The following is an 18945-nucleotide window of genomic DNA, read 5'->3' on the forward strand; positions in this document are numbered from 1 at the left end:
CGTTATCATAAAATAATTGTATTTATTGGACTTTTTTGCCTGTTTTCCTTTTAAAGGTTTTTGAAATTCGCTAAAATACGAAATTATTGTAGAAATTTTGTTAACGGATTTGGGTGTAACCATGTTGTCCGCTTACTTTCCCGTCTTTGTCTTTATTCTTGTCGGTCTTGCAGCCGGCGTGCTGTTTATCCTGCTCGGCACGATTTTAGGCCCGAAACGCCATTACGCCGAAAAAGACGCGCCTTACGAATGCGGTTTCGAAGCCTTTGAAAACGCAAGGATGAAGTTCGACGTGCGCTATTACCTCGTCGCCATCCTCTTCATCCTTTTTGATTTGGAGGTCGCGTTCATGTTGCCGTGGGCTGTCGTGTTCAAAGATTTGGGCGCGTACGGCTTCTGGTCTATGCTGGTGTTTATCGTTGTTCTGACGGTAGGCTTTATTTACGAATGGAAAAAAGGTGCGCTGGAATGGGAATAGAAGGCGTTTTGAAAAAAGGTTTCATCACCACCAGCGCAGATACGGTGCTGAACTATATGCGTACCGGTTCATTGTGGCCGGTTACTTTCGGCTTGGCCTGCTGCGCCGTAGAAATGATGCATGCGGGCATGGCGCGTTACGACCTTGACCGCTTTGGCATCATTTTCCGTCCGTCCCCACGTCAGGCCGACCTGATGATTGTGGCAGGTACGCTCACCAATAAAATGGCACCAGCCCTGCGCCGCGTATACGACCAGCTCGCCGAGCCGCGCTGGGTATTGTCTATGGGTTCGTGTGCCAACGGCGGCGGCTATTATCACTATTCTTATTCCGTTGTGCGCGGTGCTGACCGCGTCGTGCCGGTAGACGTTTATGTGCCGGGTTGTCCGCCAACTGCGGAAGCCCTGATTTACGGCCTGATTCAGCTCCAACAAAAAATCAAGCGCACTTCCACCATCGCGCGTGACGAGTAAGGAGAGGACGATATGGCAAGCATTCAAAACTTATACGAGACCGTTGTCGGTGTGCTTGGCGATCAGGCAAGCAAAATCATTTCAGCTTTGGGCGAGATTACCGTCGAGTGTCTGCCCGAACACTATATTTCAGTCATGACCGTATTGCGCGACCATGAAGAGCTGCATTTCGAGCTTCTGGTTGACTTGTGCGGTGTCGATTACAGCACTTACAAAAACGAAGTATGGCAGGGCAAACGCTTTGCCGTCGTCAGTCAGCTGCTTTCCGTTAAAAACAATCAACGCATCCGCGTACGTGTCTGGGTTTCAGACGACGACTTCCCCGTAGTCGAATCCGTAGTCGATATTTACAACAGTGCGGATTGGTACGAACGCGAAGCCTTCGATATGTACGGCATTATGTTTAACAACCACCCGGACTTGCGCCGCATCCTGACCGATTACGGTTTCGTCGGACATCCGTTCCGCAAAGACTTCCCGATTTCCGGCTATGTGGAAATGCGTTACGACGAAGAGCAAAAACGCGTGATTTACCAACCTGTTACCATTGAGCCGCGCGAGATCACGCCGCGTATCGTCCGTGAGGAGAACTACGGTGGCCAATAAATTAAGAAACTACACCATCAACTTCGGCCCGCAACACCCTGCGGCGCACGGCGTATTGCGTATGATTTTGGAGTTGGAGGGTGAAACCATCGTCCGCGCCGACCCGCATATCGGCCTCCTGCACCGCGGTACTGAAAAACTGGCCGAAACCAAAACCTATCTGCAAGCCCTGCCCTATATGGACCGCTTGGACTACGTTTCCATGATGGTCAACGAGCAGGCGTATTGCTTGGCGGTAGAAAAACTTGCCGGTATCGATGTACCTATCCGCGCCCAGTATATTCGCGTGATGTTTGCCGAAGTAACGCGCATCCTCAATCACTTGATGGGCATCGGTTCGCACGCCTTCGACATCGGCGCGATGACCGCCATTCTTTACGCCTTCCGCGACCGCGAAGAGCTGATGGACTTGTACGAAGCCGTGTCCGGCGCGCGTATGCACGCCGCCTACTTCCGTCCCGGCGGCGTTTACCGCGACCTGCCCGACTTCATGCCCAAATACGAGAGCAGCAAATTCCGCAATGCCAAAGTATTGAAGCAGCTCAACGAATCCCGCGAAGGCACCATGCTCGACTTTATCGATGCCTTCTGCGAACGTTTCCCGAAAAACATCGACACACTCGAAACCCTCCTGACCGACAACCGTATTTGGAAACAGCGTACCGTCGGCATCGGCGTCGTCTCCCCCGAACGCGCCATGCAAAAAGGCTTTACCGGTGTGATGTTGCGCGGTTCTGGCGTGGAATGGGACGTACGTAAGAAACAGCCGTATGAAGTGTACGACCAAATGGATTTCGACATCCCCGTTGGCGTCAACGGCGACTGCTACGACCGCTACCTCTGCCGTATGGAAGAAATGCGTCAATCCGTGCGCATCATCAAACAATGTTCCGAGTGGTTGCGTGTCAATCCGGGTCCGGTCATTACCACAAACCACAAATTTGCTCCGCCCAAACGTACCGAAATGAAAACAGGTATGGAAGACCTGATTCACCATTTCAAACTCTTTACCGAGGGTATGCACGTTCCCGAGGGTGAGACCTACACCGCTGTCGAACATCCGAAAGGTGAGTTCGGCGTTTACATCATTTCAGACGGCGCAAATAAACCCTACCGCCTGAAAATTCGCGCACCCGGCTTCGCCCACCTGCAAGGCATGGACGAAATGGCAAAAGGCCACATGCTGGCCGACGTTGTTGCCATCATCGGTACGCAGGACATCGTATTCGGGGAGGTTGACCGATAATGTTATCCGCAGAATCTTTAAAACAAATTGATATTGAGTTGGCAAAATATCCTGCCGACCAACGCCGCTCCGCTATTATGGGCGCATTGCGTATTGCCCAAACCGAAAAAGGCTGGCTTGCTCCCGAGACCATCGCCTTTGTCGCAGACTATATCGGCATCTCGCCTGCACAAGCCTACGAAGTCGCTACTTTCTACAATATGTACGACCTTGAGCCTGTCGGCAAATACAAACTGACCGTTTGTACCAACCTGCCCTGCGCCCTGCGCGGCGGTATGGCAACCGGCGAATACCTCAAACAAAAACTCGGTATCGGCTACGGCGAAACCACGCCTGACGGCAAATTTACCCTTGTCGAAGGTGAATGCATGGGCGCATGTGGCGACGCTCCGGTTATGCTGGTCAACAACCACAGCATGTGCAGCTTTATGACCGAAGAAGCAATTGACAAGAAACTTGCCGAACTGAAATAAAAGGCCGTCTGAAAACAACGGCTGCAACCGATACGAAAACGAACAGGCACACCCAAAATGGCTATTTACCAATCAGGCGTGATTTTTGACCAAGTGGATACCGCCAATCCCGATTGCTGGACATTGGACGAATACGTCAAACGTGGCGGTTATACCGCCCTGCGTAAAATCCTGTCCGAAAACATCTCGCAAACCGACGTGATTGACGAAGTCAAAACCTCCGGCTTGCGCGGTCGTGGCGGTGCGGGCTTCCCAACCGGTTTGAAATGGAGCTTTATGCCCCGTTCCTTCCCGGGCGAAAAATATGTGGTTTGCAATACCGACGAAGGCGAGCCGGGTACATTTAAAGACCGCGACATCATCATGTTCAATCCGCATGCCCTGATTGAAGGCATGATTATTGCCGGTTACGCGATGGGTGCGAAAGCCGGCTACAACTACATCCACGGCGAAATTTTCGAAGGCTACCAACGTTTTGAAGCCGCTTTGGAGCAGGCCCGTGCCGCAGGTTTTTTGGGTAAAAATATTTTGGGTTCGGATTTTGAATTTGAACTCTTCGCCCACCACGGCTACGGCGCATATATTTGCGGCGAAGAAACCGCATTGCTCGAATCGTTGGAAGGCAAAAAAGGTCAGCCGCGCTTTAAACCACCATTCCCTGCTTCGTTCGGCCTGTACGGCAAACCGACTACCATCAACAATACCGAAACGTTCTCCTCCGTCCCCTTCATTATCCGTGACGGCGGACAGGCGTTTGCAGATAAAGGTATTCCGAATGCAGGCGGTACCAAATTGTTCTGTATTTCCGGTCATGTCGAGCGTCCGGGCAACTATGAAGTGCCATTGGGTACGCCGTTTGCCGAAATCTTGAAAATGGCAGGCGGTATGCGCGGCGGCAAAAAACTCAAAGCCGTTATCCCCGGCGGTTCGTCCGCGCCCGTGTTGCCTGCCGATATCATGATGCAGACCAATATGGACTATGACTCGATTTCCAAAGCAGGCTCGATGCTGGGTTCCGGAGCGATTATCGTCATGGACGAAGACGTGTGCATGGTCAAAGCCCTTGAGCGCCTGAGCTACTTCTACTATGACGAGTCTTGCGGCCAATGTACGCCTTGCCGAGAAGGTACCGGCTGGCTTTACCGTATCGTCCACCGCATCGTAGAAGGCAAAGGCCGCATGGAAGACTTGGATTTGCTGGATTCCGTCGGCAACCAAATGGCAGGCCGCACTATCTGCGCCCTTGCCGATGCCGCCGTCTTCCCTGTCCGCAGCTTTACCAAGCATTTCCGTGATGAGTTTGTGCATTACATCGAACACGGCGGACCGATGAAACCGAATAAATGGTGCTAAGTTTTCAGACGGCCTCTAAAAGAATTATTTATTAAATACCCGTAACTAGGAACGAACCATGTTACAAATCGAAATCGACGGCAAACAGGTATCTGTGGAGCAGGGCGCGACGGTGATTGAAGCCGCGCACAAGCTCGGTACTTATATCCCGCATTTCTGTTACCACAAAAAACTTTCCATCGCCGCCAACTGCCGTATGTGTCTGGTGGACGTGGAAAAAGCCCCCAAGCCCCTGCCCGCCTGTGCCACGCCGGTTACAGACGGCATGATTGTACGTACGCATTCGGCAAAAGCCCGAGAGGCGCAAGAAGGCGTGATGGAGTTCCTGCTCATCAACCATCCGCTTGATTGTCCGACCTGCGACCAAGGCGGCGAATGCCAGTTGCAGGATTTGGCGATGGGCTACGGCAAAACCACCAGCCGTTATACTGAAGAAAAACGTTCCGTCGTCGGCAAGGACATGGGTCCTTTGGTTTCCGCTGAGGAAATGAGCCGTTGTATCCACTGTACCCGTTGCGTCCGTTTTACTGAAGAAATCGCCGGCGTGCAAGAAATCGCCATGGCCAACCGCGGCGAGCATTCCGAGATTATGCCTTTTATCGGCAAAGCGGTGGAAACCGAATTGTCAGGCAACGTCATCGATTTGTGTCCTGTCGGCGCATTGACCAGCAAACCGTTCCGCTTCAACGCGCGCACTTGGGAATTGAACCGCCGTAAATCCGTTTCCGCCCATGATGCTTTGGGCAGTAATCTGATTGTACAGACCAAAGACCATACCGTCCGCCGCGTGTTGCCGTTGGAAAACGAAGCCATCAACGAATGCTGGCTGTCCGACCGCGACCGTTTCGCCTACGAAGGCCTGTATCACGAAAGCCGTCTGAAAAACCCGAAAATCAAACAGGGCGGCGAGTGGATGGACGTGGATTGGAAAACCGCGTTGGAATATGTCCGCAGCGCGATTGAATGTATCGCCAAAGACGGCAACCAAGACCAAGTCGGTGTTTGGGCCAATCCGATGAATACGGTTGAAGAGCTGTATCTGGCTAAGAAACTTGCCGACGGCTTGGGCGTTAAAAACTTTGCAACCCGTTTGCGCCAACAAGACAAACGTCTTTCAGACGGCATTAAAGGTGCGCAATGGTTGGGACAAAGTATCGAATCTTTGGCTGACAACGATGCCGTATTGGTAGTCGGTGCGAACTTGCGCAAAGAACAGCCACTCCTGACCGCCCGCCTGCGCCGCGCCGCCAAAGACCGTATGGCCTTGAGCGTATTGACCAGCAGCAAAGAAGAATTGTTTATGCCGCTTCTGTCTCAAGAAGCCGCACATCCCGACGAGTGGGCATGCCGTCTGAAAAACCTGTCTGCCAATGCGGAACACGCCGTTACCGCCAGCCTGAAAAACGCTGAAAAAGCAGCGGTGATTTTGGGTGCGGAAGTGCAAAACCATCCCGATTACGCCGCCATTTATGCCGCCGCGCAAGAGCTGGCAGACGCGACCGGCGCAGTGCTGGGCATTTTGCCGCAAGCCGCCAACAGCGTTGGTGCGGATGTCTTGAAGGTAAACTCCGGCGAGAGCGTTGCCGAAATGGCAAACGTGCCGAAACAGGCAGTCTTGTTGCTCAATGTCGAGCCTGAAATCGATACGGTTGACGGTGCAAAAGCCGTAGCCGCGTTGAAACAGGCGAAAAGCGTGATGGCGTTTACACCGTTTGTCAGCGAAACGCTGCTGGATGTATGCGATGTATTGTTGCCGATTGCGCCGTTTACCGAAACATCAGGCAGCTTCATCAATATGGAAGGCCGTCTGCAATCCTTCCACGGCGTGGTACAAGGCTTCGGCGATTCGCGTCCGATGTGGAAAGTGTTGCGCGTATTGGGCAACCTGTTTGACCTGAAAGGTTTTGAATACCACGATACCGCTGCGATTCTGAAAGATGCGCTGGATGCAGAAAGCCTGTCGTCCAAACTGGACAACCGCAGTACATGGACAGGAGAGGGCGTTCAGACGGCCTCAGACCGCCTCGTCCGTGTCGGCGGCGTCGGTATTTATCACACTGATTCTATCGTGCGCCGTTCCGCGCCGCTGCAAGCGACCAGTCATGCCGCCGTGCCTGCCGTGCGTGTAAATCCAAACACATTGGCACGCTTGGGCCTGCAAGACGGACAAACTGCTGTCGCCAAACAAAACGGCGCAAGCGTATCGGTTGCAGTCAAAGCCGATGCCGGTTTGCCTGAAAACGTGGTGCATCTGCCGCTGCATACCGAAAATGCCGCGCTGGGTGCGTTGATGGACACTATTGAACTGGCGGGAGCTTGATCATGCAAGAATGGTTCCAAAACCTCTTTGCCGCAACGCTCGGTCTGGGCGATTTGGGTATCACCGTAGGTTTGGTGGTATCCGTCATCGTCAAAATCGTGATTATCCTGATTCCGCTGATTCTGACCGTTGCCTACCTGACATATTTCGAACGTAAAGTCATCGGCTTTATGCAGCTTCGTGTCGGCCCGAACGTAACCGGCCCGTGGGGTCTGATTCAGCCGTTTGCCGACGTGTTCAAACTCTTGTTTAAAGAAGTAACCCGTCCGAAGCTGTCAAACAAGGCCCTATTCTACATCGGCCCGATTATGTCGCTCGCCCCGTCTTTCGCAGCATGGGCAGTGATTCCGTTCAACGAAGAATGGGTGCTGACCAACATTAATATCGGCCTTTTGTACATCCTGATGATTACCTCGCTGTCGGTTTATGGCGTGATCATCGCGGGCTGGGCTTCCAACTCCAAATATTCGTTCTTGGGCGCAATGCGTGCTTCCGCACAAAGCATTTCCTACGAGATTGCCATGAGTGCTGCGCTGGTGTGCGTCGTGATGGTGTCGGGCAGCATGAACTTCTCCGACATCGTTGCCGCTCAAGCCAAAGGTATTGCCGGTGGTTCGGTATTCTCTTGGAACTGGCTGCCGCTCTTCCCCATCTTCATCGTCTATCTGATTTCCGCCGTTGCCGAAACCAACCGCGCGCCGTTTGACGTGGCAGAGGGTGAATCTGAAATCGTTGCCGGTCACCACGTTGAATACTCCGGCTTCGCATTCGCGCTGTTCTTCCTTGCCGAATACATTTTCATGATTCTGATTGCCGCGCTGACATCGCTGATGTTCCTCGGCGGCTGGTTGTCTCCGTTCCCGCAAAGCTGGGGCTTTGTCGGTACGCCTTCCGCATTCTGGATGTTCGTGAAAATGGCGGCGGTGCTGTACTGGTACCTGTGGATCCGTGCAACTTTCCCGCGCTACCGTTACGACCAAATCATGCGTTTGGGCTGGAAAGTGCTGATTCCGATCGGCTTCGCCTACATCGTGATTTTGGGCGTGTGGATGATTTCACCGCTGAATTTGTGGAAATAGGGCAGGGAGGCCGTCTGAAAGTTTTCAGGTAGCCTGAACCCCAAATTTTTAACCGTTTCAAACCGAGAGAAACCGATGAAAGCTCAATGCCTGTGCGGCGCAGTATCACTGGAAACCGCTGAAAACCGCGAACTCCACGCCTGCCATTGCGGGAAATGCCGCACATGGGGCAGCGGCGCGTCTTTTACTTTGGCCGCCCGGTCGCCCGAAATCACAGGCAGCGAGCACATCGCGCATTATCAGTCGTCCGAATGGGCGCAACGCTGTTTTTGCAAACACTGCGGCACACACCTGTTTGTGCAGGTTGGCAACGATTATTACATCAACGCCGGGCTGTTTGCCGACAACGCGGGCTTTGAAACTACCTCACAAATCTTTATTGATTGCAAAGCTCCGTATTATGACTTGGCCAACGATACCCCGAAGCTGACCGAAGCCGAGTTTTTAGAAATGGTGGGCGCGGCAGGTTAAAAAAACCGCTTTCAGACGGCCTGTAAACAGAACAATCCGAAAAGAGCATCCGAAAATGGCTAATTTAGTAAAAACCTTCCTGCTGGGCGAATTGGTGAAAGGCATGGGCGTAACGCTCAAAAACTTCTTCGCCCGCAAAGACACGATTTACTTCCCCGAAGAAAAAACGCCGCAATCCGTGCGTTTCCGCGGCCTGCACGCGCAGCGCCGTTATCCGAACGGCGAAGAGCGCTGTATTGCGTGTAAATTGTGTGAGGCAGTTTGTCCGGCAATGGCGATTAACATCGAATCGGAAGAACGCGAAGACGGCACCCGCCGCACCAAGCGTTACGACATCGACCTGACCAAGTGCATCTTCTGCGGTTTCTGCGAAGAGGCCTGCCCGACCGATGCGATTGTGGAAACCCATATTTTTGAATACCACGGCGAGAAAAAAGGTGACTTGCACATGACCAAGCCGATTCTTTTGGCCATTGGCGACAAATACGAACCCGAAATCGCCAAACGCAAAGCCGCTGACGCGCCGTATCGTTAAGGAGCAGACGAATGACTTTTTCCGCGATTCTGTTCTATATCCTTGCCGCCATCGTTTTGTACGGTGCGGTTCGTACCGTTACCGCTAAAAACCCTGTGCACGCCGCTTTGCATCTGGTGCTGACCTTCTGCGTGAGCGCGATGCTTTGGATGCTGATGCAGGCCGAATTCTTGGGTGTGACGCTGGTGGTGGTTTATGTCGGCGCCGTGATGGTGTTGTTCCTGTTTGTCGTGATGATGCTGAATATCGACATCGAAGCCATGCGCGCCGGTTTCTGGCGTCATGCGCCTGTTGCCGGTGTGGTCGGCACATTGTTGGCGGTTGCCCTGATCCTGATTTTGGTCAACCCGAAAACCGACCTGGCCGCATTTGGTCTGATGAAAGACATTCCGGCTGATTACAACAACATCCGCGATTTGGGCAGCCGTATTTATACTGACTACTTGTTGCCGTTTGAATTGGCGGCGGTATTGCTGCTGTTGGGTATGGTAGCCGCGATTGCGCTGGTTCACCGCAAAACTTTCAATCCGAAACGTATGGACCCTGCAGACCAAGTTAAAGTACGCGCCGACCAAGGTCGTATGCGTCTGGTGAAAATGGAAGCGGTCAAACCGCAAGTTGAATCTGCCGAAGAAAGCGAAGTTTCAGACGGCCTCAAGCCGGAAGGGGAGGGCAAAGCATGATTACCTTGACGCATTATCTGGTATTGGGTGCGCTCCTGTTCGGTATCAGCGCAATGGGTATCTTTATGAACCGCAAAAACGTGCTGGTATTGCTGATGTCCATCGAGCTGATGCTCTTGGCGGTGAACTTCAACTTTATAGCTTTCTCCCAATATTTGGGTGATACTGCCGGACAGATTTTCGTATTCTTCGTACTGACCGTTGCCGCTGCCGAATCCGCCATCGGTTTGGCGATTATGGTATTGGTGTACCGTAACAGAAAAACAATCAACGTTGCCGATTTGGATGAGTTGAAAGGGTAATCATGAACGATATGACTTTATATTTGATAATTGCCCTTGTTCCGTTGGCAGGCTCGCTGATTGCGGGTTTGTTCGGCAATAAAATCGGACGTGCCGGCGCGCATACCGTAACAATACTCGGTGTGGCGGTGTCTGCCGTGCTGTCAGCTTATGTGCTGTGGGGCTTTATCGACGGCAGCCGCGCCAAGTTTGACGAGAACGTCTATACCTGGCTGACAATGGGCGGCTTGGATTTCTCCGTCGGCTTCTTGGTCGATACGATGACGGCGATGATGATGGTCGTGGTTACCGGCGTGTCGTTGATGGTACATATCTATACCATCGGCTATATGCACGATGAAAAAGTCGGCTACCAACGCTTCTTCAGCTATATTTCTTTGTTTACTTTCAGCATGTTGATGCTGATTATGAGCAACAACTTCATCCAGCTCTTCTTCGGCTGGGAGGCTGTGGGTTTGGTGTCGTACCTTTTGATCGGTTTCTATTTCAAACGTCCGAGCGCAACATTTGCCAACCTGAAAGCCTTTTTGATCAACCGTGTCGGCGACTTCGGCTTCTTGCTCGGTATCGGCTTGGTGCTTGCCTATTTCGGCGGCAGCCTACGCTATCAAGATGTATTCGCTTATCTGCCTAATGTTCAGACGGCCACTATCCAACTGTTCCCCGGTGTGGAATGGTCTTTGATTACCGTAACCTGTTTGCTCCTGTTTGTGGGTGCGATGGGTAAATCGGCGCAATTCCCGCTGCACGTTTGGCTGCCTGATTCGATGGAAGGCCCGACACCGATTTCCGCATTGATTCACGCCGCAACCATGGTTACCGCCGGTCTGTTCATGGTATCGCGTATGTCTCCGATTTATGAGATGAGCAGCACTGCGCTGTCTGTCATTATGGTAATCGGTGCGATTACTGCCCTGTTTATGGGTTTCTTGGGCGTGATTCAAAACGACATCAAACGTGTGGTTGCGTATTCCACCCTGTCGCAACTGGGCTACATGACCGTGGCTCTGGGTGCGTCTGCCTATTCCGTGGCGATGTTCCATGTGATGACCCACGCTTTCTTTAAAGCCTTGTTGTTCTTGGCCGCAGGTAGCGCGATTATCGGTATGCACCATGACCAAGATATGCGCCACATGGGCAACCTGAAAAAATACATGCCGATTACTTGGCTGACCATGCTGATCGGTAACTTGTCGCTGATCGGTACGCCGTTCTTCTCCGGCTTCTATTCCAAAGATTCGATTATCGAAGCAGCGAAATACAGCACCCTGCCGGGCAGCGGCTTTGCCTATTTTGCCGTCCTTGCCAGCGTGTTTGTTACTGCGTTTTACGCGTTCCGCCAATACTTTATGGTGTTCCACGGCGAGGAGAAATGGCGTAGCCTGCCTGAACATCATGACGATCATCATGGCGAAGAACATCACGGCTTGGGCAAAAACGACAATCCGCACGAAAGCCCGCTGGTCGTTACCTTGCCGCTGATTCTGCTTGCCATTCCGTCCGTCATCATCGGCTATGTTGCCATCGAGCCTATGCTTTACGGCGATTTCTTCAAAGACGTGATTTTCGTCAATACCGACGCGCATCCAACCATGCACATCATGAAGGAAGAGTTCCACGGCGCATTGGCAATGGTGTCACACAGCCTGCATTCGCCTGTACTCTACCTTGCTATCGCAGGCGTGTTGAGCGCATGGCTCTTGTACGTAAAACTGCCGCACCTGCCTGCGAAAATTGCACAGGCGTTCCGTCCGGTTTACGTTTTGTTTGAAAACAAATACTACCTCGACGCCCTGTATTTCAATGTTTTCGCCAAAGGCACGCGCGCATTGGGTACTTTCTTCTGGAAAGTCGGCGATACCGCCATTATCGACAACGGTATCGTCAACGGCTCCGCCAAACTGGTCGGCGCGATTGCCGCGCAGGTACGCAAAGTCCAAACCGGCTTTATCTACACCTACGCTGCCGCTATGGTATTTGGCGTATTGGTACTGCTCGGCATGACCTTCTGGGGATTGTTCCGATAAGAATAAGGTTTCAGACGGCCTGTCTATAGTTTGTGTATAGGGCCGTCTGAAAAGAAGGTTTCAGGCTGCAATGGAATTGTAGGTTGGAGTAAGAAGAGATGACCCAGTTGTTTTTACATTCAGATACATCAAATGATAAGAAACTGATTTCAATATATGAGAAAGCTGTTTCAGAGGCAGTAGAGCTGTATATTTTCTCTGCGTATCTCACTCATTGGGATGTAAAAAATAAGCTTAATAGCAAATTACAAGAGTTCAAATTTATTTTTGGGCAGGATTTCGGATTGTCTAAAAAAGAGGCTATTCAGAAAGTATTGAAATGGCTTCCGTCCCATTTGAAATTTACATTGATGGTAGCTCAAGGCATTCAGGGTTTTCATCCTAAAGCTGTATTTTGGAAGAATGATAAGAATGAATATTATGCTTTAATTGGTTCTTCAAATTTGACTCATGCTGCGTTTAATAGCAATTATGAAGCAAATATTTTGACTAAAATTTCTGAGCAGGATTTTATAAAAGCTAAATCTTGGGCTAATGAAATTGTGATGAAATCTATCCCGGTATCGGAAGATTGGCTTGAGGAGTATCAGGAAGCTGAAATTAACTATAAGAAATCAACTGTTAGACAATCAGTGATGGATAAGTTATTTATGGAGATGCCAAATTATAATCAAGAATTGATTGCGGCACGGAGAAAGCAGATGAGAAACCATCAAACTGTGTGTAATCAATTAAAAAATCTTATTAAGCTATGCGCAGCAGGAAAAATAGACAATAATGATTTTTATGGGGAATTTAATAAATTATGGTCTTGGAAAAGCGAAAATAAAGGAGAAGGGGTAGGCAATCGTTTTCAAGATAAAACGTGGAAAAGGACGGGTAAGTCTTCAGATTTTAGAAAATTATGCATTGCCATCCAATCAGTTTTTGATGCTCCACTTACTGAGAGAGATAATGTGGTTGCCAAGCAAATTGATTGGCTAAAAGAATGTGGGGTTTCCACTCGTGGTTCAGTTTTTTCTGAAATGCTTTGTCAAGAATATCCAGATAGATATCCTGTTTTAAATGCTCCCATTAAAAAATTTTTAGAAGAAAATAAATTTAAGTCTGCAAAAGGAGCAAGCGAAGGCTCCAAATATATTGATTTAAGTATGAAGTTAAGAGCTTTACTAGCTATGCAGTCAGAAATAAAAGATTTGGCTGAATTAGATGTTTTAGTACAGGCAGAATATCGCAATCGTACAGATATTGATTGGGAGTAAGTAAAGAAGGGGGAGAGTATTCATCCCTTCTTTCAGACGACTTCCTAAAACGCTGTCTGTAAAGACCAACCCATACAACTATATTTTTTATTTTAACCACAGGTTAACCACTATGTTTTCCAACTACCTACTCAGCTTGGCAATATGGATACCCATCGCCGCAGGTGTGCTGGTTTTGGCGACCGGTAAAGACAGCCGTGCGCCGCTGGCGCGTGTGCTTGCCTTCATGGGTGCGCTTGCCGGTTTCTTGGTAACGCTGCCCCTGTTTACCGGTTTCGACCGTTTGAGCGGCGGCTATCAGTTTACCGAGTTCCACGAGTGGATTCCGCTGCTGAAAATCAACTACGCATTGGGCGTGGACGGTATTTCAGTGCTCTTTATCATCTTGAATGCGTTTATTACGCTGTTGGTGGTATTGGCCGGTTGGGAAGTTATTCAGAAACGTCCGGCGCAGTATATGGCCGCTTTCCTGATTATGTCGGGTTTGATTAACGGCGCGTTTGCCGCGCAGGATGCGATTCTGTTTTATGTGTTCTTCGAGGGTATGCTAATTCCGCTGTACCTGATTATTGGTGTATGGGGTGGTCCGCGCCGCGTCTATGCGTCGGTCAAGCTGTTCCTCTATACGCTGATGGGTTCGCTTTTGATGCTGGTTGCCATGGTTTACCTGTACTATCAAACAGGCAGCTTCTCTATTGTCGATTTCCAAAACATCAAACAGATTCCGTTGGGCGTACAACAGCTTTTGTTTGTAGCGTTCTTCCTGTCATTCGCTGTAAAAGTGCCGATGTTCCCTGTGCACACTTGGTTGCCGGATGCCCACGTTGAAGCGCCGACCGGCGGTTCGATGGTATTGGCGGCAATTACGCTGAAACTGGGTGCATATGGTTTCTTGCGCTTTATCCTGCCGATTATGCCGGATGCGGCACGCTATTTTGCCCCCGTGATCATCGTATTGAGCCTGATTGCCGTGATTTACATCGGTATGGTGGCTTTGGTGCAAACCGATATGAAAAAACTGGTGGCGTACTCTTCCATCAGCCATATGGGTTTTGTCACTTTGGGTATGTTCCTGTTTGTGAACGGCCAATTGAATGACTGGGCATTGAAAGGTGCAATCATTCAAATGATTTCCCACGGTTTTGTGTCTGCCGCGATGTTTATGTGTATCGGTGTGATGTACGACCGCCTGCATACTCGCAATATTGCCGACTATGGCGGCGTGGTCAATGTGATGCCTAAGTTTGCGGCGTTTATGATGTTGTTCGGTATGGCCAATGCCGGTTTGCCTGCAACTTCCGGCTTCGTGGGCGAGTTTATGGTGATTATGGGCGCGGTTAAAGTGAATTTCTGGGTAGGCGCGTTGGCCGCCATGACCTTGATTTACGGTGCGTCTTATACCCTGTGGATGTACAAACGCGTTATTTTTGGTGCGATCCACAATCCGCACGTTGCCGAAATGAAAGACATCAATTGCCGCGAATTTGCGATTTTGGCGATTTTGGCGATTGCTGTTTTGGGCATGGGTCTGTATCCGCAAGCGTTTATCGAAGTGGTGCATCAAGCGGCAAACGATTTGATTGCCCATGTGGCACAAAGCAAGATTTGAGGTGTGTAAATGAACTGGTCTGATTTGAATTTAATGCCCGCCATGCCCGAAATCGTGCTGCTTGCGCTATTAGGTGTCGTATTGCTGGCAGACTTGTGGATTTGCGATAAAAACCGCTATTTGACCCATCTGATGAGTTTGGGAACGGTCATTATTGTGGCCGTCACTCAATTGGCAGTATGGGAGCAGGGCAGTGTCGATGCCTTTCACGGTATGTATATTGCAGACGGCATGTCCCGTTTGGCAAAACTGGTGCTGTATGCACTGACGTTTGGTCTGTTTATTTACAGTAAACCGTACAACCAAGACCGCCAAATTTTTAAAGGCGAGTTTTATACCCTGTCACTGTTTGCTCTGTTGGGTATGAGCGTCATGGTCAGCTCGGCACATTTCTTGACTGCGTATATCGGTTTGGAATTGTTGTCTTTATCGCTGTACGCTATGATTGCCCTGCGCCGCGATTCCGGCCGCTCTGCCGAGGCTGCGCTGAAATACTTCGTATTGGGCGCGTTGGCCTCCGGTTTGCTACTCTATGGTATTTCTATGGTTTACGGCGCCACTGGTTCTCTTGATTTTGCTTCCGTCTTGGCTTCTGCTTTCAATGAGCAGGCCAATGAATGGTTGTTGAAATTGGGTATGGTATTTATCGTAGTCGCCATTGCATTTAAATTGGGTGCGGTTCCATTCCATATGTGGGTGCCCGACGTGTACGATGGCGCGCCGACCTCTGTTACCGCCTTTGTGGGTACGGCTCCGAAAATTGCCGCCGTTGTCTTCGCATTCCGTATCCTTGTTACTGGCATGGGTACCATACATTCAGACTGGGCGCCGATGTTGGCCATCCTTGCCGTTGCATCTTTGGTAGTCGGTAACCTTGCCGCCATCATGCAAACCAATATCAAACGTATGCTTGCCTATTCCACCGTATCGCACATGGGCTTTATCTTGTTGGCGTTTATGGCAGGCGCAGTCGGCTTTACCGCAGGTTTGTATTACGCCATTACCTATGCTTTGATGGCGGCAGTCAGCTTCGGCGTTTTGATGGTATTGTCCACCAAAGACATTGAATGTGAAAACATCAAAGACCTCGCAGGCCTTAATCAACGCCATGCATGGTTTGCCTTCCTGATGTTGCTGTCTATGTTCTCCATGGCGGGTATTCCGCCGCTGATGGGCTTTTACGCCAAATTCGGCGTGATTATGGCACTCTTGAAACAAGGCCATGTTTGGTTGTCCGTATTTGCCGTCATCATGTCGCTGATTGGTGCGTTCTACTACCTGCGCGTGGTCAAAGTCATCTACTTCGATGCACCTGACCATGACCAGCCGGTCGGCAGCAACTATGCCGCCAAATTTGTCCTGACGGTCAATGCCTTCCTGCTGCTCCTCTGGGGCATCATGCCGCAAACCGTTATCGACTGGTGCGCCAAGGCGCTGGAAAATACGCTGTAATATTCGGTATCATCACGGCAGCCGTATCAGAGGTTGCCGTTTTATTTGAGGTTGCCGCCGTATTTCAGACTGCATGGGAAACGGCTATGCCGTCTGAAAGCGGAGAAAGAAGATTATGACCGCATCTATGTACACGCTCTTGCTGCTTGCCTTAATTTTTGCCAATGCTCCGTTTCTTACGGTCAGGTTGTTCGGTATTGTTCCGCTCAAGCGCAAACATTTCGGATATCACCTGATCGAGCTGGCGGCAGGTTTCGCACTGACCGCCATTCTTGCCTATATTCTTGAATCCCGTGCAGGATCGGTACACGATCAGGGTTGGGAGTTTTACGCCACAGTCGTCTGCCTGTACCTAATTTTTGCGTTTCCATGTTTTGTGTGGCGGTATTTCTGGCATACGCGCAACAGGGAATAGGGTAACAATAATGCCGTCTGAAGCCTTGTTCAGACGGCATATCCGAGTTTGCTCAGTATTTGCGCGCAATCGTAAATTCGGCAAGCTGCCTGAGCCGTAATGCCTTATTGCCGAAGGGTTCGAGCAGCGAGACTGCTTCGTCGGTCAGTTGGTACGCGTATGCCCGCGCACCGTCCAAGCCCATCAGTTTTACATAAGTCGGCTTGTCGTTGTCTGCGTCTTTGCCCGCTGTTTTCCCCAAGGTCGCCGTGTCTGCCTCGCAGTCCAACACATCGTCGATGACTTGGAACGCCAGCCCCAGTTTTGCCGCATAATCATCCAATACCGCCAGACTGTTTTCAGACAGATTCGGGCAAGACATTGCCCCCAATAAAACCGCGGCACGAATCAACGCCCCTGTTTTCAGGCTGTGCATCTGTTCCAAATCGGTTTGGGCCATCTGCTTGCCGACATTGGCCAAATCGATAGCCTGACCGCCCGCCATGCCCCTGCTTCCGCCTGCTTTTGCCAAAACCGACAACATCGCCAGCTGCCGCGAAGCAGGCAGGCCGGACGGACGCGCCAATACATCGAAGGCCTGGGTCTGTAAAGCATCGCCGACCAGTAGTGCGGTTGCTTCGCCATATTTCACATGGCAGGTCGGTTTGCCCCGGCGCAGGCTGTCGTTGTCCATTGCCGGCATATCGTCGTGAACCAACGAATAGGCATGGATCATTTCGATTGCCACCATTGCCTGTTCTACTGCTTCATGCACGGCTTCGCCTAATTCCGAAGCTGCCAGAACCAGCATCGGCCGCAGACGTTTGCCCCCGTCCAAAACCGCATAACGCATGGCTTCGTGCAGTGTGTGCGGTATTTCCCCCTCAGACGGCAAAAACCGTTCAAGCAGCAGCTCCGTTTGTGCCTGCGCCCTCTGTTGCCACGTTTTCAAATCATTCGTCGGATTCAAGGTTTAACTCCTTCAGCCCGTCTGTGTCTAAAACCTGTAGCTTTTGTTCGACTTGGGCCAACTTGGTTTGGCAGTATCTGACCAGTTCGTTGCCTTCCTGATATGCCGCCAGTGCATCCTCCAACGGCATTTCCCCCTGCATGGACTGGGTCAGTGATTCAAGGCGCGACAGTGCCTCTTCAAACGATTTCGGGGTAGTTTTCTTCATGGTGTCGGGAGTTTCTGTAAAAACGGAATTGTAGCATTTCTGAAAACCGGATGCCGTCTGAAACAGCAGGATTTCAGACGGCATGGTTTTTGTCCTGCAAACGGCAAGAGGTTATTTGAGCAGATCGTCGGTAATGCGTTGCAGGAAGGTCAGCCGTTCGGTGCGGATTTTACCAGTTTGCGCGGCAGCTTTGACGGCGCAGCCGGGTTCGGCGCGGTGGGTGCAGTTGTGGAAGCGGCATTGCCCGATGAGATGGCTCAGGTCGGGGAAGTATTGCAGCAGGTCGGCGGCTTGGAGGTGGTGCAGGCCGAATTCTTGCAAACCGGGGGAGTCGATTAATTGGGTTTCTTCGCTTAAATCGTAAAGCTGGGCGTGGGTGGTGGTGTGTTTGCCGGAATCGAGCGCGGTGGAAATGTCGCCGGTGCGGGCGGTTTGGTTGCCCAAGAGGGCGTTGGTCAGGGTGGATTTACCCATGCCGCTTTGTCCGAGCAGGATGTTGCGATGCCCTTGCAGGACGGGGCGCAGGATGTCGGCGTTTTCCAGCGCGCAAGTTTCGATGACGGGATAACCGAGCGTTTCGTAGAATTTGAGTTTTTCGCGCCAGAGGGCGGTTTCGGGCAGGTCGGCTTTGTTCAGGATGATGACGGCTTGGATGCCCGCGGCTTCGGCGGCAAGGAGGGCACGTTGCAACAAGGCTTCGCTGGGTGAGGGAACGGCGGCGGTAACGATAAGGAGCTGGCTGACGTTGGCGGCGATAAGTTTGGTTTTCCAAGCGTCTTGGCGGTAGAGCAGACTTTCGCGCGGCAGGTAGTCTTCGATGACGGCCTGTTCGGCGTTGATGTTTTGGATATGCACGCGGTCGCCGCAGGCGAAATCGACCCGCTTTTTGCGCGTGCTGGCTTCGTAGGTTTTGCCGTCGGGCGTGCGCACGATGTAGCGGCGGCCGTAGCTGGTGATGATTTGGGCGGTATCGGTCATGGTTTTGACGGGTAGGGGAACGGGAA

The 18945-nt window shown here is 51.2% G+C and carries 20 protein-coding genes; 17 read left to right on the forward strand and 3 right to left on the reverse strand.

The genetic code is table 11. From position 1 onward, the window contains the following. The first annotated feature begins 121 nt into the window (after window positions 1-121). The 17 genes from BBW69_RS09125 to BBW69_RS09205 all read left to right on the forward strand — a co-directional run bounded on the left by BBW69_RS09125 (window position 122) and on the right by BBW69_RS09205 (window position 16784). Window positions 122-478 (forward strand): NADH-quinone oxidoreductase subunit A, encoded by a 357-nt coding sequence (locus BBW69_RS09125; protein ID WP_002215607.1) that lies wholly within the window; start codon window positions 122-124, stop codon window positions 476-478. Continuing rightward, window positions 469-951 carry an NADH-quinone oxidoreductase subunit B family protein gene (locus tag BBW69_RS09130; protein ID WP_002215610.1) on the forward strand — a complete coding sequence of 161 codons (483 nt, stop codon included), beginning with the start codon at window positions 469-471 and terminating at the stop codon, window positions 949-951. The genes BBW69_RS09125 and BBW69_RS09130 overlap by 10 nt, the downstream gene beginning before the upstream one ends. 12 nt (window positions 952-963) lie before the next feature. Beyond that, window positions 964-1557 carry an NADH-quinone oxidoreductase subunit C gene (locus tag BBW69_RS09135; RefSeq protein WP_107860368.1) on the forward strand — a complete coding sequence of 198 codons (594 nt, stop codon included), beginning with the start codon at window positions 964-966 and terminating at the stop codon, window positions 1555-1557. After that, window positions 1547-2803: an NADH dehydrogenase (quinone) subunit D gene (gene nuoD / locus BBW69_RS09140; protein ID WP_188211098.1), complete on the forward strand. Its 1257-nt coding sequence runs from the start codon at window positions 1547-1549 to the stop codon at window positions 2801-2803. Before BBW69_RS09135 ends, nuoD begins: the two co-directional genes overlap by 11 nt. Continuing rightward, window positions 2803-3276 (forward strand): NADH-quinone oxidoreductase subunit NuoE, encoded by a 474-nt coding sequence (gene nuoE, locus BBW69_RS09145; RefSeq protein WP_049332996.1) that lies wholly within the window; start codon window positions 2803-2805, stop codon window positions 3274-3276. The genes nuoD and nuoE overlap by 1 nt, the downstream gene beginning before the upstream one ends. 57 nt (window positions 3277-3333) lie before the next feature. After that, window positions 3334-4629, forward strand: coding sequence for an NADH-quinone oxidoreductase subunit NuoF (nuoF, locus tag BBW69_RS09150; protein ID WP_188208939.1), 1296 nt, complete (start codon window positions 3334-3336; stop codon window positions 4627-4629). A 58-nt stretch (window positions 4630-4687) separates the two neighbouring features. Beyond that, window positions 4688-6949 (forward strand): NADH-quinone oxidoreductase subunit NuoG, encoded by a 2262-nt coding sequence (gene nuoG, locus BBW69_RS09155; protein WP_188211099.1) that lies wholly within the window; start codon window positions 4688-4690, stop codon window positions 6947-6949. A 2-nt stretch (window positions 6950-6951) separates the two neighbouring features. Beyond that, window positions 6952-8028, forward strand: a complete 1077-nt coding sequence (gene nuoH / locus BBW69_RS09160) for an NADH-quinone oxidoreductase subunit NuoH (protein ID WP_070829753.1) — start codon at window positions 6952-6954, stop codon at window positions 8026-8028. Between the two features lie 75 nt (window positions 8029-8103). After that, window positions 8104-8499: a GFA family protein gene (locus BBW69_RS09165; protein ID WP_003676990.1), complete on the forward strand. Its 396-nt coding sequence runs from the start codon at window positions 8104-8106 to the stop codon at window positions 8497-8499. A gap of 55 nt (window positions 8500-8554) precedes the next feature. Next, on the forward strand, window positions 8555-9034 hold the full coding sequence (gene nuoI, locus BBW69_RS09170) for an NADH-quinone oxidoreductase subunit NuoI (RefSeq protein WP_003747878.1): 480 nt from the start codon (window positions 8555-8557) through the stop codon (window positions 9032-9034). A gap of 11 nt (window positions 9035-9045) precedes the next feature. Then, entirely contained in the window at window positions 9046-9717 is a 672-nt protein-coding gene (locus tag BBW69_RS09175; RefSeq protein WP_188211100.1) for an NADH-quinone oxidoreductase subunit J, read from the forward strand. Next, window positions 9714-10019, forward strand: coding sequence for an NADH-quinone oxidoreductase subunit NuoK (nuoK, locus tag BBW69_RS09180; protein ID WP_003747881.1), 306 nt, complete (start codon window positions 9714-9716; stop codon window positions 10017-10019). Before BBW69_RS09175 ends, nuoK begins: the two co-directional genes overlap by 4 nt. Before the next feature lie 2 nt (window positions 10020-10021). Beyond that, window positions 10022-12046 carry an NADH-quinone oxidoreductase subunit L gene (gene nuoL / locus BBW69_RS09185; RefSeq protein ID WP_188211101.1) on the forward strand — a complete coding sequence of 675 codons (2025 nt, stop codon included), beginning with the start codon at window positions 10022-10024 and terminating at the stop codon, window positions 12044-12046. 98 nt (window positions 12047-12144) lie between these two features. Continuing rightward, entirely contained in the window at window positions 12145-13308 is a 1164-nt protein-coding gene (locus BBW69_RS09190; protein ID WP_150540567.1) for a phospholipase D family protein, read from the forward strand. A 112-nt stretch (window positions 13309-13420) separates the two neighbouring features. Then, the gene (locus BBW69_RS09195; protein ID WP_188211102.1) at window positions 13421-14917 is read left to right on the forward strand and encodes an NADH-quinone oxidoreductase subunit M; all 1497 of its coding nucleotides are present in this window, start codon (window positions 13421-13423) and stop codon (window positions 14915-14917) included. 9 nt (window positions 14918-14926) lie between these two features. Further along, window positions 14927-16369, forward strand: coding sequence for an NADH-quinone oxidoreductase subunit NuoN (gene nuoN, locus BBW69_RS09200; RefSeq protein WP_188211103.1), 1443 nt, complete (start codon window positions 14927-14929; stop codon window positions 16367-16369). A 115-nt stretch (window positions 16370-16484) separates the two neighbouring features. Continuing rightward, entirely contained in the window at window positions 16485-16784 is a 300-nt protein-coding gene (locus BBW69_RS09205) for a DUF2818 family protein (protein WP_188211104.1), read from the forward strand. A 52-nt stretch (window positions 16785-16836) separates the two neighbouring features. Here the strand turns inward: BBW69_RS09205 and BBW69_RS09210 are convergent, their stop codons facing one another. The 3 genes from BBW69_RS09210 to rsgA are packed head-to-tail and all read right to left on the reverse strand — an operon-like array spanning window position 16837 to window position 18919. Beyond that, window positions 16837-17733, reverse strand: coding sequence for a polyprenyl synthetase family protein (locus BBW69_RS09210; protein WP_188211105.1), 897 nt, complete (start codon window positions 17731-17733; stop codon window positions 16837-16839). Beyond that, complete coding sequence (locus BBW69_RS09215; RefSeq protein WP_308019497.1) at window positions 17717-18025, reverse strand: exodeoxyribonuclease VII small subunit; 309 nt, start codon at window positions 18023-18025, stop codon at window positions 17717-17719. The genes BBW69_RS09210 and BBW69_RS09215 overlap by 17 nt, the downstream gene beginning before the upstream one ends. A 27-nt stretch (window positions 18026-18052) precedes the next feature. Next, window positions 18053-18919 (reverse strand): ribosome small subunit-dependent GTPase A, encoded by an 867-nt coding sequence (rsgA, locus tag BBW69_RS09220; protein ID WP_223169994.1) that lies wholly within the window; start codon window positions 18917-18919, stop codon window positions 18053-18055. Window positions 18920-18945 lie beyond the last annotated feature (26 nt).

Source organism: Neisseria sp. RH3002v2f, from assembly GCF_014596375.1.
GTDB lineage: Bacteria > Pseudomonadota > Gammaproteobacteria > Burkholderiales > Neisseriaceae > Neisseria > Neisseria cinerea.

What these genes read in the sequence shown, in the direction of transcription:
- BBW69_RS09130 (WP_002215610.1), top strand. Translation starts at nt 469, where the DNA reads ATGGGAATAGAAGGCGTTTTGAAAAAAGGTTTCATCACCACCAGCGCA.
- BBW69_RS09175 (WP_188211100.1), top strand. Translation starts at nt 9,046, where the DNA reads ATGACTTTTTCCGCGATTCTGTTCTATATCCTTGCCGCCATCGTTTTG.
- BBW69_RS09125 (WP_002215607.1), top strand. Translation starts at nt 122, where the DNA reads ATGTTGTCCGCTTACTTTCCCGTCTTTGTCTTTATTCTTGTCGGTCTT.
- nuoK (WP_003747881.1), top strand. Translation starts at nt 9,714, where the DNA reads ATGATTACCTTGACGCATTATCTGGTATTGGGTGCGCTCCTGTTCGGT.
- nuoL (WP_188211101.1), top strand. Translation starts at nt 10,022, where the DNA reads ATGAACGATATGACTTTATATTTGATAATTGCCCTTGTTCCGTTGGCA.
- BBW69_RS09190 (WP_150540567.1), top strand. Translation starts at nt 12,145, where the DNA reads ATGACCCAGTTGTTTTTACATTCAGATACATCAAATGATAAGAAACTG.
- nuoN (WP_188211103.1), top strand. Translation starts at nt 14,927, where the DNA reads ATGAACTGGTCTGATTTGAATTTAATGCCCGCCATGCCCGAAATCGTG.
- BBW69_RS09215 (WP_308019497.1), bottom strand. Translation starts at nt 18,025, where the DNA reads ATGCCGTCTGAAATCCTGCTGTTTCAGACGGCATCCGGTTTTCAGAAA.
- nuoH (WP_070829753.1), top strand. Translation starts at nt 6,952, where the DNA reads ATGCAAGAATGGTTCCAAAACCTCTTTGCCGCAACGCTCGGTCTGGGC.
- nuoF (WP_188208939.1), top strand. Translation starts at nt 3,334, where the DNA reads ATGGCTATTTACCAATCAGGCGTGATTTTTGACCAAGTGGATACCGCC.
- BBW69_RS09165 (WP_003676990.1), top strand. Translation starts at nt 8,104, where the DNA reads ATGAAAGCTCAATGCCTGTGCGGCGCAGTATCACTGGAAACCGCTGAA.
- BBW69_RS09135 (WP_107860368.1), top strand. Translation starts at nt 964, where the DNA reads ATGGCAAGCATTCAAAACTTATACGAGACCGTTGTCGGTGTGCTTGGC.
- nuoI (WP_003747878.1), top strand. Translation starts at nt 8,555, where the DNA reads ATGGCTAATTTAGTAAAAACCTTCCTGCTGGGCGAATTGGTGAAAGGC.
- nuoG (WP_188211099.1), top strand. Translation starts at nt 4,688, where the DNA reads ATGTTACAAATCGAAATCGACGGCAAACAGGTATCTGTGGAGCAGGGC.
- nuoE (WP_049332996.1), top strand. Translation starts at nt 2,803, where the DNA reads ATGTTATCCGCAGAATCTTTAAAACAAATTGATATTGAGTTGGCAAAA.
- BBW69_RS09205 (WP_188211104.1), top strand. Translation starts at nt 16,485, where the DNA reads ATGACCGCATCTATGTACACGCTCTTGCTGCTTGCCTTAATTTTTGCC.
- rsgA (WP_223169994.1), bottom strand. Translation starts at nt 18,919, where the DNA reads ATGACCGATACCGCCCAAATCATCACCAGCTACGGCCGCCGCTACATC.
- BBW69_RS09195 (WP_188211102.1), top strand. Translation starts at nt 13,421, where the DNA reads ATGTTTTCCAACTACCTACTCAGCTTGGCAATATGGATACCCATCGCC.